Source organism: Rhizobium sp. WSM1328, assembly GCF_057653715.1.
The window spans coordinates 417,971-431,357 of record NZ_JBYGKO010000003.1; the positions used below are offsets into that span (position 1 = coordinate 417,971).

The 13,387-nt window shown below is 56.8% G+C and carries 8 protein-coding genes and 3 pseudogenes; 8 read left to right on the top strand and 3 right to left on the bottom strand.

Going from position 1 to position 13,387, the window contains the following annotated elements; genetic code table 11:
* The first annotated feature begins 343 nt into the window (after positions 1–343).
* The 3 genes and pseudogenes from AC2444_RS29615 to AC2444_RS29625 form a co-directional block, all read left to right on the top strand.
* The gene (locus AC2444_RS29615; protein ID WP_128449516.1) at positions 344–595 is read left to right on the top strand and encodes a hypothetical protein; all 252 of its coding nucleotides are present in this window, start codon (positions 344–346) and stop codon (positions 593–595) included.
* A 231-nt stretch (positions 596–826) separates the two neighbouring features.
* Positions 827–1,867: a metallophosphoesterase family protein gene (locus AC2444_RS29620; RefSeq protein WP_128449515.1), complete on the top strand. Its 1,041-nt coding sequence runs from the start codon at positions 827–829 to the stop codon at positions 1,865–1,867.
* Between the two features lie 131 nt (positions 1,868–1,998).
* A pseudogene (locus AC2444_RS29625) lies at positions 1,999–2,209 on the top strand (IS3 family transposase); the annotation flags it as partial.
* A 73-nt stretch (positions 2,210–2,282) separates the two neighbouring features.
* Here the strand turns inward: AC2444_RS29625 and AC2444_RS29630 are convergent.
* Positions 2,283–2,621, bottom strand: a pseudogene (locus tag AC2444_RS29630) (ATP-binding protein); the annotation flags it as partial.
* Positions 2,622–2,629: 8 nt separating this feature from the next.
* Between AC2444_RS29630 and AC2444_RS29635 the strand changes: the two are divergent.
* Positions 2,630–2,898, top strand: a pseudogene (locus AC2444_RS29635) (ISL3 family transposase); the annotation flags it as partial.
* Between the two features lie 171 nt (positions 2,899–3,069).
* Here AC2444_RS29635 and AC2444_RS29640 read toward each other — a convergent pair.
* Positions 3,070–4,362 carry a ComEC/Rec2 family competence protein gene (locus AC2444_RS29640; RefSeq protein WP_128449514.1) on the bottom strand — a complete coding sequence of 431 codons (1,293 nt, stop codon included), beginning with the start codon at positions 4,360–4,362 and terminating at the stop codon, positions 3,070–3,072.
* Between the two features lie 127 nt (positions 4,363–4,489).
* A complete protein-coding gene (locus AC2444_RS29645) occupies positions 4,490–4,651 on the bottom strand; it encodes a hypothetical protein (protein WP_164902778.1) in 162 nt (53 codons plus the stop codon).
* Positions 4,652–5,978: 1,327 nt separating this feature from the next.
* Between AC2444_RS29645 and AC2444_RS29650 the strand changes: the two genes are divergently transcribed.
* The 4 genes from AC2444_RS29650 to AC2444_RS29665 all read left to right on the top strand — a co-directional run bounded on the left by AC2444_RS29650 (position 5,979) and on the right by AC2444_RS29665 (position 13,270).
* A complete protein-coding gene (locus tag AC2444_RS29650) occupies positions 5,979–9,656 on the top strand; it encodes a S8 family serine peptidase (RefSeq protein ID WP_128449513.1) in 3,678 nt (1,225 codons plus the stop codon).
* Positions 9,649–11,214 carry an MBL fold metallo-hydrolase gene (locus AC2444_RS29655; protein WP_164902777.1) on the top strand — a complete coding sequence of 522 codons (1,566 nt, stop codon included), beginning with the start codon at positions 9,649–9,651 and terminating at the stop codon, positions 11,212–11,214. Before AC2444_RS29650 ends, AC2444_RS29655 begins: the two co-directional genes overlap by 8 nt.
* A 100-nt stretch (positions 11,215–11,314) precedes the next feature.
* Positions 11,315–11,716 carry a hypothetical protein gene (locus AC2444_RS29660; RefSeq protein ID WP_128449511.1) on the top strand — a complete coding sequence of 134 codons (402 nt, stop codon included), beginning with the start codon at positions 11,315–11,317 and terminating at the stop codon, positions 11,714–11,716.
* A gap of 597 nt (positions 11,717–12,313) precedes the next feature.
* Positions 12,314–13,270: a hypothetical protein gene (locus AC2444_RS29665; RefSeq protein ID WP_128449510.1), complete on the top strand. Its 957-nt coding sequence runs from the start codon at positions 12,314–12,316 to the stop codon at positions 13,268–13,270.
* The last annotated feature ends 117 nt before the right edge of the window (positions 13,271–13,387 follow it).

A 13,387-nucleotide genomic window follows, 5' to 3' on the forward strand; every position in this document is an offset into this window, starting at 1 on the left:
CAATCCTTATTTTACTGCGCATATGGAAGTGTCGTTGAAATCGCAGAGATGAGATTATTCGCGTTCCCAAATATGCAAAGTTGCCGAGCATATCGCCGTCGGGCTGTTTGGCTCATTAAACTGCTCGAATGGTGACCTCAAGAACCTCGGCGGCCTCGCCACCGAATTCATGCACACGTTACGCGTGGCGGCGGGTAGTCGGACACTCGGCGTCACATCGCACTACCTTGCAAAGTCCACGTGGCCCTCGCTTCCGTGGAGCGCCTTCTTTGACGACGCAGACGTGCTGCTACCGCAATCTTATTGGCGGTCGACCGTCGGCACAATCGGCCACGGTGATCCGGTGGACAACTACAAGGTTGGGATCGAACGTTGGCGCAAAGCTGGCGGCGACCCGGCTAAGATCATCCCAATGGCTGGCGAGCTTGGAAGCAGCAAGCCGACCGAGATAGACAAATATGTTGAGGCAGCAAAGGCGGTAGGCAGGCGTCAGCTTCACTTTTATACATGGGAACCGAACGTCAGCGAAGCAGTATGGGATCGCGTCGCTGCGGCGAGTGTCGAAACAGCTCCGGCGCTGGCGGCAGCCGAGTAGACGATGGGTTTGGGTCTACATGGAAGACGGCCAACGTCCATGTAATGCTTGAGGCAAGCTGCTGGCCGCGACAAGGACGCTCGCAGTGCTGGTGTCGACGCTTCTCGAACGCGTGAACCCTGCGGCTTTGTCGCGGGATGTCGAACCCAGCCAGTCGGCCAAGCAAGAGCAAACTCGCAATGAAATCGCTGTTCCCGCACGGCACCTTTTGCGGGGTATTGGGGAGGCGAAATGTCCAGATTTTTCGAAATGCGCAGCGCTGCACATGCGCAGCGGCCGCATAAAGGAAACAGACTCAAAGCGGCTTTGAGCAGCCTCTTTCTGTGTACCTTCACGCTCTCGCCGATGAGCGCTTCAGCCACTGATGAACAACCGGTTGGCATCGTCCTGGCAGCAGGCGACATTTCTAAATGCGGTCCGCCAGGCGCTGATGAAAAGACAGCCAGGCTTATTACTCGAGAGATCGCAAAGGCCAGCAGTGCGAACATCCAAGTTGCAGTCCTTGCTTTGGGTGATCTCGCCTACGATAGGGGCAGCGCGGCTGATTTTAAGTGCTATGACAAGAGTTGGGGGCAGCAAGATATCTATCATCTCACTTTGCCTGTGCCAGGCAATCACGAGTACGAAACGGGTAGCGCAAAGCCGTTTTTTGACTATTTCTCTAAGCGCCCGATCGTAGCGGAGAGCACGAAGCGAGGTGGCTATTATGCCGTCGACGTCGCTGCCAACGGTAAGCCAGTCTGGCGCATCTACGCATTAAACAGCTATGCGGGTGCTGGAAAAGGCTCGCCGCAGATCAAGTGGCTCGCCGATGACCTGTCGGCAACCGAGGCACCCTGCATCCTTGCGTTCTGGCACCCCTTTATTTTTAGCTCCGGACATCACGGGCACGACGATAGCAGCAAAGCGGACGCGCCATTTGCTCGCGGGAAGTTAATGGTTGCCGCCTTTCAAGTGCTCAAGGAAGCTGGGGCCACGGTGGTTCTTTCCGGCCATGATCATGATTTTGAGCAATTTGGTCGGCACAACGCAGACGGCAACGCTGATCCCGACGGACTGCGCAGTTTTGTCATTGGCACCGGCGGAGGGCCCCTTTATAAAAGTGTCCTATACACGAAACGACCGCCAACGAGCGAGATATACCGGCAAGATACGCACGGCATTCTGAAGGTGGAACTCTATTCGGGCTCCTACCGGTGGAGCTTTCTCGAGGTCGATGAGGACAAGCCAATCATCCTAAGTCCGAATGAGGATCGGTGTCGCTCTCGGTAAAGGGTAGCGGGCATTTGACGGGTTTGTCTTAATGCCTCTCACAGTAAGGCAACGAACGCCTTGACGTTTGGGTTGCCCGACGGCTCTCCGGCGAGAGCGTGATGATCGGAGACAGATTGACAGCGAACTCTGAGTCGATCCGCTATCGGTCTTGCCCACCGCCGGAGGTCGAGATGCGAGCGAAGTTACGCGACCTTATATGAACGGCGGCATCGGGTTCGTCGGCTGTTCATCTGGCTTCGACGGGACGAAGAGCCGTCCGGCGTCAATCGCATCTACCGTTTCTATCGCGAGGAAGGCCTTTCCGTACGCAAGCGCAAAGGCAGGCGGCGTGCGCTTGGCCTGCCCGACGCTGGCAGGGGTTGCGGAGAGTAGGACAAGTGCGGGTGATGTCGTTTTCGGCTTTAGCTGGAGGTCGGCTTTTAAAGGGCCAGGACTCGTTGCCGGTTTCAACGGTCTCGCAATGATGGGTAAGACGGTTGAGGAACGCTGTCGTCATCTTGGCATCGCCGAACACTGTGGGCATTCACTGAAGGCCAGATTTGTGGTGACGATGATCGACGTCCGTTCGTAGAGCCTGCTGATCAGATGGAACGGGAGCTGGCCTCCAGCCTGGGCGAACGGCAGGTAGCCAGTTCGCCGAGGACGATGAAGTCGAGGCGCGTGAGGTAGTCAGCAATCCGTCCTGTTTGCCGGTGCGTGTTTCCGTTGCGAGGCGATTCACCAGATCGACGACATTGAGGAAGCGGCGCCGCGCCGCTACTGGTCGAGGCGCGGGAAATTATAGCGGCCTACCAGGCCATGATCCGTAAGAGATCTCTCGCTGATCTCGAATCCTGGAACGCGCTCGATCGGGCTTGGTAGCCTCCTTCGCCAACGGTGTCGTCAAAGGCCGGGCGATCAGCGCCGCGATCACATGGTCCAACGGCCAGACGGAGGGGCAGATCACCAAACTCAAGCTCGTGAAGCGCCAGATGTATGGCCGAGGAAAGATCGATCTGCTTCAGGCTCGCGTCATCGGCGCTGGATAGGCCCGTCACCACAAATTGCGTCAGAGCCAATTGCACGCCGATTGACGATGCCATCCAGCACAATCCACACCTTCATCCCCTGCCGGCGGCGTATTTGTCACGGAAGACGGTTCGCATCGAAAATCCGTCGTAAGAATAGTCGCCCCTTCCGGAAGAAACCAGTCGTTCCGCTCACTGGTCGAGATTTTGATAACACTGCATGTTTCCGCAGGGGGCGGTGGGAATTGGTCTGCCTAACCAATCGAGATGAGCATGACCGCTGCCATTGCCACTTGCGCTGCTGGTTCTGTTTGCCGTATCAATTTGTTTGCCGCCAGTATGATCCTGCCGTGAGCGTGTCGTGGGGTGGCCGTAGGAGTTCGGCAGCCCGAAGCTGAATACTGCCTTATTTACGGTCGACACACATTTGGGCGGCAACTGAACATGCTTCCAATCCGCTCCGTGATGCGTAACGGCAATGCCTTCCACTAGGCTCGGCATGTTTTGTAGGTGGGAATAGGATGCGTCCGCCGGCAACAGCAAGGGGTGGCCGCCGTATGGCGAACTGACCTCTGCCCAAAATCCCGAATTGTTGACGCTATTGCCGTTGGCGCGATGAAAGACTGCGTTACTAAGTGAAATCCTACTTCCGCGCGTCACCATCATTGTTCCGTTTGCCCCGACAACGGCGCTAATCAAAGCGATGTGCGGACCTGAAACGGTCTGGGAGGGCGCAATCCAGGTGAGCGCTAAGGCTACGGAATTAGGGATAAGCGGTCCTGATGACCAATGATCGTCGTGCCAATGCGACAATATGATCGGCGGCCGGCGTGTCAGGCAGAAATGCGGGATACGGTGGGGCCGCGTGTTCGTGTGGCTGCGCGTGCCGCCACCAAAATCGAAATAGGCAAAGGGGATGTTGCTGCTGTCGCTGAAGCTGATCGTCGTGCCCTGGCCGACGTCGTAAACAGCGCATTGCTCGATCTTCGGAGAATTGAGCGAGGCCAAATAGTCCAAAACCTCTTGCTCGTCGACCACCCACTCATCTAAGCTGTGGGTCTCGTCAAGCGTTGGAGCCTGTGCGGACGAGACTGGCGCCGCGCTGGTTACGGCCACACGCTGCGCAGCGCCATAAAGGTTTGGATAGAGCCTCGAATCTCCGCTCTCGGCGATCTCAATCTGGACCCAGTCATCCTCTGACAATTTGTTTTTACCATCCACTACCCAGGGCCCACCACTCTGTCCGAATACGTCAACCTCAAGAAAATACACAGGAAGTTTATCGATGGCGTCACGTCGAATATCGCCGCGCATCATCAGCTCATTGCTGCGTGTGCCGGTGTCGAACCAATCCGCGTCAATCGCGCCAAACAGAAGCTCGGTCCTACCGAGGGTTCCTTCCATGGCCTCATCGAAGCGAGCGTATAGTCGGGCGGGCAAGGGCCCATGCGCTTCTGGCGGCGGAAATCGAAGAAATGGGTTCATGCCAAGGCTCCTCTCAAGCTCCTGCGTTGATTGGCGACTTCAGACAGCTATTTCGTAGCTGATGCGGTTATTGTCCTTTTGGATCCGGATCATTCTCCCTTGATCGGCTCAGGAACGGCTTGGTTCGCTACCCGCTGCGCGGGAAATTCGATGTCGAACCTTCCTGATGTGGTCTCTCATATTCCGTAGTGACCTGAATGTACTTCTTATCGATCACCACGACGCGCGCGAAATGCAGGATCCCCGACTTCTTCAGGGCGTTGGTGATCGCCGGCTGGATGGTGGGCAAAAGACGCCTCCAATGCCGCCAGTTTCTCCTGGCTTGAGGGATCCTTGAGAGAAAGAGTAAGAGTTAAGGCGTGTGTCATCTCTATATTCCGTTTCGGTTCGCGTTGGCTTTCTTAGAACTCTTAAGACCCAAGATCTCACGTATTCTTCAGCGCATGCCTTAGATTATCGGCGCCACTCCGGTTAGATGAACAATCAATATGAAGATCATCCGAAAGGAATTCAGTTAACACTGCATATTATTTGGAATTTACCTTCGAAAGGCGGCCGTACTCTATGAAATGCGCTGAGGACTATCGCACAATCTAATAGAAGCGTACAACTTTAAAGTTCATGTCATAATAAAATTCACCTAAGACTTCGTCGCGAATTCTACAGACACTCATAGCCTCGACAACCACTTTGCGACCGGATTCAATTTCGCCGTGATTCATCATGAGCAAATTTGCGCTCACGGCCGGCGGCGGAGCGGATTGGACTTTCTAGCGACGCGAATAGCGATCCCGCAAAACCAGAAAGCGTTAAGAACGTGCTTTCCGGGGAGACAAGCTTGCACCTATTTTGGAGAGTAGGACGGGCGCACCCTACTCGGCGAATGCAAGCCGGTGGCGCAATGTAGCAGAAACTATCTCACTAAACTTTGAAGCAGTAAGCAGCGATCGTTAAAGATGGCGAGGTTGAAGTCCGTGAGATTGGGGTGAGTTCTTTGCGGCTATCGACAAGGCGAGGGCGCGCGACGCATGCAGTCCTTCAAGGTGCTCGCATGATTCCCTTCGTGGAGGGCGCGAAGTGGTAACCGATTTCGGCGGATCCTATCCATTGCCGACTGCAAAAGCCGCATGGACGGGGCGCGTATGGCAACAACCTCGGCGCGGGCTGCATCGCCAACCATGAGCACCGTCGCCTCCGAGGCGATTAGGTGACCGATATCGTTCATCTGGCCACGCTGAGTTGCAGCACCCTGCCTCGTGGCGCGCCAACCACCATTGTCAGCGGCACCGTGCTTGTTGATAAGCTCATCGTTCAAAGCATTCCTTAAGATGGTGGAGGTATAGAGCTCCTCGCTCGTGGGGCTTAATAGGCGACTATTTCCGGGTCGATGGTCCCATGCCAAGGCGATCTAGCCCGGCTTGTCTGACGGGAGACATACGTACTGCCAACATCCTGTTCGATACAGCGTCAATTTACCAGGAAACTTGAAGGCGTAAAAATAACATTGCGCTCTTCCTATGGTTGATTAATATATTCTCTGACTTCGATTTCAGAAACCGATGTGAAGTCGGCCTGAAGTCTCATTCCGGTGGATCGCGCAGCTGGGGGGCGAAGAGGTGGCTGACATCGCAGGACTGCTTATCAAGGTACGTGGAGACGGTGCGGCGTTCGCGGCGAATAAGCGGATTCTCCGCTTCAAGACTGATGCGATCGAGCCGATCTTGAGCCTGCCTCCCGAGCTCCCCGCGGGCATGGGCGCCGATGCCGTGCAGGGGGCTACTTGGCTCAAGATAGGCGCCGATTTCAGGAACTCGGAAAATCCGTGGGACGATGCCCATGCCATTGTAGATCGCGGTTCAGCTTTCGCGGCCGCGGGCGGCCCACAGGTGCTGGCGATCGAGCCAGATCTGGTGCAGAGATGGGACTATAAGGATGCGAATGGCGATCGGGGTATGGCGGCGAGCGCCAGCCCCGTCTGCGCCTTCGACGCGTCGGACGGCAGCGGCAGAAAGTCTGTAGGGCCAAGGGTTGCCTGGAATGCCGGTGCGGCCTTCAGTCAGTTTGAAGCGGCACGCCAGAAGGTCGGCGACAGGCAGAGCGGGATCATCGTCGCCCATCTCGACACGGGTTTCGATCCGGCGCATCAAACCCGGCCCGTAGGGATTGTCGATAAGAGGCTTTGGCGCAATTTCGTCGATGACGGGCACGATCCTAGCGATGCCGTTGATCATGCCCCCGCGGGCACGCTGACCAGTAATCGCGGGCATGGCACTGGGACGCTCAGCCTGCTCGCCGGCAACAGGTTGGACGGCACGTCACCAGGCTGGCAGGGGTTCTCCGATTATGTCGGTGGTGCTCCCCTCGTGCAAATCATTCCGGTGCGGGTCGCCGATTGGGTGGTGCGTTTCAGTACGTCTACGATCGTGCAGGGTTTCGAGTATGCCCGCCAGCAAGGCGCCCATGTTCTTTCCATGAGCATGGGCGGATTATCCTCGGCCGCGCTCGTTGATGCGGTCAATCTTGCCTATGAGCATGGCGTTGTGATGGTAACGGCGGCGGGCAACAACTACGCCGGGATATTGTCGCCAAAGAGCATCGTTTTTCCGGCGCGCTATCAGCGTGTGCTCGCTGCATGTGGTGTGATGAGCGACGGCCGTTCCTATTCCGGGCTCGAATTCAAAACCATGCAGGGTAATTACGGACCCGACAGCAAAATGGGAACGGCGTTGGGGGCATTTACCCCCAATGTCCCCTGGGCCGAGATCGATTGCGGCAAGATTGTCGACATGGATGGTGCCGGTACCTCGGCCGCTACGCCACAGATTGCCGCCGCCGCCGCCTTGTGGCTGGCGGAACACTGGGACACGGTCAAGAACTACGCCCAGCCATGGATGCGTGTTGAGGCGGTTCGCCACGCGCTGTTCTCTAAGGCCCTGAAATCGACTGCGAAAATGAACGCGCGGGAAACGTTCGAGAAAATCGGACAGGGCGTCCTACAGGCCGAAGCCGCGCTTGCCGTATTGCCCCTGGCCGCGAGCAAGCTGAAGAAACTGCCGTCGGCCACCGACTCTTGGAGCTGGCTCAACCTCCTGATCGGTGGCGGCGTCAGCCTGGCGCCGAGCGGGCCTGAGGCGCTGCAGAAACAGCGCATGCTCGCGCTTGAACTGACGCAGATGGCTCAGCGCGTCGCCTCGGTCGATCAAGCAATTCCCGACCCCGACGCGGATCCGGCGGATATACCAGCTACGGCCCGCAATCGCTATCTGGAAGCAGCTCTTGACGAGGGCAATCCGTCGAAGCCGCTGAGAGCCGTGCTGGAGGCCGCTCTCGGACGACGCGGTGCGGTCATTCCGGCTGCATCGGTTCAACGGGTGACGCCGCCGATCCCGCGCAAGCCGCGAGCCGTTTCGCCACCGAAGAGACGGTTGCGCGTCTATGCGCTCGATCCGTCGATCGGTAAACAGCTCGAATCGGTTGCCGTCCATCAAGCGACACTTTCGGTACCGTGGGATGATGACAGGTCTGACGGGTCTCTACTGCCTGGTCCGGTGGGCGAGTATCTCGAAGTGGTCGACGTCGATCCGGCTTCTAACCGTGTTTATGATCCCGTCGATCTCAACAACAAGCTTCTGCTTGCTCAGGACGGGCTGGCTCCATCCGAGGGCAATCCGCAGTTTCACCAGCAGATGGTCTATGCGGTGGCCATGGCGACTATAGGTCATTTCGAGCGGGCGCTGGGGCGCCGTGCCCTCTGGGCGCCGCGTTATGCCAGCTATATCGGGCGGGATGGCGACCGCAAGTCGAAGGGCTACGAAGTGCCGCGCCTGCGCATCTATCCGCATGGGCTGCGCATGGAAAATGCCTATTACAGCCCAGACAAGAAGGCGTTGCTGTTCGGCTATTTTCCAGCCGACAGCGACCAGGACGACACTACTGCGGCGGGGTCGATGGTCTTCAGCTGCCTTTCCTTCGACATCATCGCCCACGAGACCTCACATGCCCTGCTGGATGGGCTGCATCGCCGCTTTCAGGAAGCGTCCAATCCAGATGTTCCGGCATTTCACGAGGGTTTTGCCGATATCATTGCCCTGTTCCAGCACTTCACCATGAACGAGCTGGTGAGTTTCGAAATCGGGAGAACTCGAGGCAATTTATCGGCCGTCAATCTCCTGTCGGGCCTCGCCCTTCAGTTTGGGGAAGGCAGCGGTCGATCCGGCCCGTTGCGCGACTATGCCAAACCCAAGATGGCCGAACTCGACTACGACAAGAGCTTCGAGCCGCATGACAGGGGTTCGATTCTCGTCTTCGCGGTCTATGACGCCTTTCAGGCAATCATCGCGCGCCGCACGGAAAGTCTTATCCAGCTTGCGACGGGTGGAAGCGGCGTTTTGCCGGCCGGGGCGTTGCATCCGGGTCTCGTCGAACGCCTGACGGAAGATATCGTCAAGACCGCGCGTACCATGCTCGACATGTGCATTCGGGCGCTCGATTATTGCCCAGCGGTCGATATCACTTTTGGCGAATATCTGCGGGCTATAATCACTGCCGATATGGACGTCTTTCCCGAGGATACCCACAATTATCGGCTGGCCTTCATGGGTTCCTTCCGAAAATGGAAACTGTTGCCGCGTGACGTACGGACAGTTTCGGAGGAGACGCTGACCTGGGACACTCCGGCGGTTCCCACACCATGGCTGGAAAACATTCTGAAGGATATTGATCTCGGCTGGGACCGTAAGCTCACCCGGTCGAAGATATTCGAACACAACGAGAAAAACCGATGGAAACTGTGGGCGGGACTGAAGAGGGTCTTCCTGGAAAATCCGGGGCTTTATGCGCATTTCGGCTTGTTGCCGGATCTACCGCGCTTCCGAGATGATGGTACTTTGCTCAAGAAACCCGACAAGGGCGGCACGACCTTCGACGTATACGGGGTGCGGCCGACACGACGCGTCGAACCGGACGGTTCGTTCCGCACCGAGGTCATCGTCACGATCCAACAGCGTGTTCCGGTACGCCAGGATGGCACGATGGCGCTAGATGGTGTCAGCGCCGGCGAAGAATTCCTCTGGTTCCGTGGCGGTGCCACGGTGATCATCGATCCGCGCAAGGGGCAGGAGGAAATCCGTTATGCGATCATCAAAAATACGGGAAGCGGGGCACGGCAGAAGCGCCAGGCCCAATCCGCTGCAGCGCATTACATGTCGCCGCTGAGGGCGCTCTATTTCGGCGAGGTCAAGTCGGAGCCTTTTGCGTTGCTGCACGCCGATCATGGGAGCCACGATCATGGCTAAGACTCTGACGAAGTCGAGAAAAAGTACATCGACAACCGTAAAGGCGAAAGTTTCTGTTCCCGTGATGGACGGTGTAACTCCCGCAATCACCGTTCGGCACTACTGCCAGGGTATAGGAGACTGCCATCTCCTGACCTTTCGCAAGTCCGACGGCTCACTGTTTCGAATGCTGATAGATTGCGGCGTTCATTCGTCGATCGCTGGAGGCGGAGATCTCATCCGGGATATCGCCGCGGATATTAAGACGGAGACCCGCGGAAAGATCGATGTCCTGGTGGTGACACACGAACATTGGGATCATGTCTCGGGTTTCACCAGTGCGGGGGCGATCTTTAACAAGAACAATTTCGAGGTGGACGAAGTCTGGATGGCTTGGAGCGAAAACCCAAAGGATCCCGATGCCATAGCGTTTGACAAGTTCAAGGGCCAGGCGCTCTCTGCCCTGCAGGGCGCGAGCGCGGCACTGGATGCCGCCAAGGGCATGAATACTTACCTCGGCGGGCTTCGCGATGGATTGAATTCGGTGCTGGGTTTCCAATTTGGAGCCGACGGCGAGAAGGTTCGGGCCGCGCGGGATGCCGCCGCCGCGCTTTCGAAGAAACAGCCGCCAGTCTATCTGAGTCCGGAGACGCCCCCCTTCTCCATTCCCGGCCTGCCCAATGTGCGCATCTACGTGCTCGGCCCGCCACGCAGCAAGGATGCGCTGAAGCTGGAGACCAAGGCGAGCGAGCAATATCCGCTGGCTGCCGATAGTGCTCCGTCATTCCTGAAGCCGCTGCGCGCCGCTCTGGACGCCAACAATGCAGACGGCGCGTATGCTGCAGACTTTGCGTGTCCTTTCGACCCGCATATCGGTACGCCACTTTCCGAAGTTCTGGCTGGGGCGGTAGATGGCGAGATATCCGATTTTGTTCGAAGGCACTATTCAGACAGTTTGCCACCACCCGTTGATAAGCCCAAGATCGATGATGAAACGGTGAGGGATCAGTCCTGGCGCCGGATCGATGCCGACTGGCTGGGCATCGCGGCCGATCTTGCCATCCAGCTCGACCGCGGGGTCAACAATACCAGCCTCGTGCTGGCATTCGAGATGATCGATAGTGGACGGGTCTTCCTGTTTCCAGGTGACGCGCAGATCGGAAACTGGCTGAGCTGGAAGAATGCCAAGTGGACCGTCGGTCAGTCCGAGGTGAAGGCGCTCGATCTGATGGCGCGTACGGTCTATCTCAAGGTCTCTCATCACGGCAGTGAAAACGCGACGCCGGAGAAGAACGGGCTGGGTCTGATGACCAGCCCGGATCTTTCGGCATTCATCCCCACCAACAAGGATGATGCAGTGAAAGTCCGCTGGGGTGCTATGCCTTATGATGCCATCCTCCAGGCGCTATCGGCTAAAACGGAAGGCCGCGTTATCCGCGCCGACGACACGTGGTTGGCAAACACCAATGGTAAGCCTGATTTCGCTCATCCCTCGGGATCTGTCCTTGCCGTTCGCAATGCGGTTCGCGACCCAAAGCGCGGCGCTGGCGGGCTTTGGGTCGAGGTCGATCTCGCCTAACTCCTAGAAGATCGTGATCTCGGCTAAAGCCTTACGCCGCGACTGAAGGCCCAGGTTTCCATTTCGAACGACTGATACCGGCGATGTGCAGGGAGTTGAAATGTTGATTGCGAAGGTTTTTGCACGACCGAACTGGAACGACATCTGCCCGGTGCAGGCCGGCAAAACTTATGAACTGTCGGCATCAGGAACCTGGTGGGATTGGTTCGTACCGTCTGGGCCTGAAGGTTATGAGGGCACAATTCTCAAGCCGGCCGCACACCTTAAGCGATCACCTGCTGATCGCTGGTTCTGCCTTATGGGTGCTGTGGACCAGGATGAAGACACTCTTTTCCCAATAGGTCGCCACAAGACGTGGACGTCGACCCAGGACGGCATGCTTTGCTGTGTTGCAAACGATATCCCGGCGATGCATTGGAATAACTGGGGAGCAGTGACGGTGTCTGTCCGCACAGTTGGGAATCCTGTAACAAACGGTGTTGAATTCCAACAAAGCAGATGAGCGATCGGAACGCGGATAACGCGGGCTCGCCAGCCGGCGAGGTGGATAGAGGCGTTCGACGTTCGGTCCTTTCGGAATTGAAGAGGTGGCGCCGCGCCCTGCGATTATGCAAACCGCCGATCGACAAGGGCCACGCCTGGGCGGCTGTTATTTGGTTGAGAAGCCGTCCCGCGACCGATACGGACGAAGAGGTCGAGGGCTGATTGATGTCGCCCATCAGATCATCGTTCTCGTGGCTCCTGGGTGGGGCCTCGCCCCTTACTTCACCCGCGATGAGCCCACCCCACGGAGGTAACAGCAACCGGCGTGACCGGCAACTAGCGCCCATCGTATGCCGTAGACGGCACTACCGGGAACCCAAAGAACTTGACGGAGCCGTCGTCGACATCAACCCCAAATTCCGCATGGCAGCTAGAAACGGGTCTATCAGCGTTCCTTAAAAAGCAATGCGTTCAAAATACAGAAAGCCAATCGAAGCTTACGACAAGATATATTTTCATAGATTCTGTGTAAAATCTTAAATAGTACTTGCGAGTTTCCACACATATAGTTATGGTTGTGTTATTGTGGATCTTGACTTTTGCGAGCGGCAATATAATGGGCGAAGTTGGGCGAATTTCGGATGAGAAGCAGCTGCCATTTCAGCATGCTCGGCAGTCTGATGATCTTATTCTTTGGAAGACTTATCGTATTGATCTTGCCGCTGAACTTGACCGTATATCGATTGAAGAGGCAGTAAAAACAAAGATCGCCAATCTTCTGGGTTCAACTGCCGAACCCAAGGCGTGGGAACATCTATATGAGGCTGAGCAGCGTCTCGCCGCTGTGCGTAGCGACGATGCCGTCAAGGCGGATTGGGCGCGGCGCATTGTCGAAGCGGAAAACCTCGGGGTCGGGTCGGCTGCTGCTTTGAAAGCGCAGTTCGGTGCGATCGATACAGCCGAGAACCGGAAGGGAACCTATCTCGCCCTGCTTGACGATCTGCACTTCCGTTATGCCAAACGTCGGCTCGACAGGCACACGCGGATGAAAACCGCCACATGGCTCAACAATGTTGGCGTGCTTCTCTGCGCTCTCGGGCTACTGTTCACCGTCGTCGGTTGGGTGTTCTGCCAATCCTTTGGTGATTTCCTCGCGCGAACGCATCTCCTGTACGCAATATGGTGCGGCATGCTTGGGGCATATTTCTCCCGTTCCGTGTCCATGCGCTCCTCGATCGCTACATTGGATTACGATGTGTTGATGACGGACTATTCCAGATGGAGTGTGATACAGCGCCTTGTCATAGGCGCGATCGCGGCCTTCGTGATGTATCTGCTGATTGCCGGCAATTTATTGGCTGGCGACCTCTTTCCGACAACGGATTTTAGCAAGCCAGTTGTCAATCCGAAGCCGGGTGACCCGAGCTTGGCAATTCCGTCAATTGCATTTGCAAAACTTCTTGTTTGGTCGGTAATTGCAGGCTTCTCGGAGCGATTACTGCCCGACCAGCTGTCGCGGCTTGAAAATTCGGCTCAAGCCAGCAGTGGCGACAAGCGACCTTCGACGAAATGACCCCTCGGGCGGTGACAGCATTTGAAGGCCCAACGGCTGACACAATTTCAATTTGTAAATATTGATCTGAAATAACTTATAGTATATAAGCGCATTCGTAACTTCCGATCGGGGGCG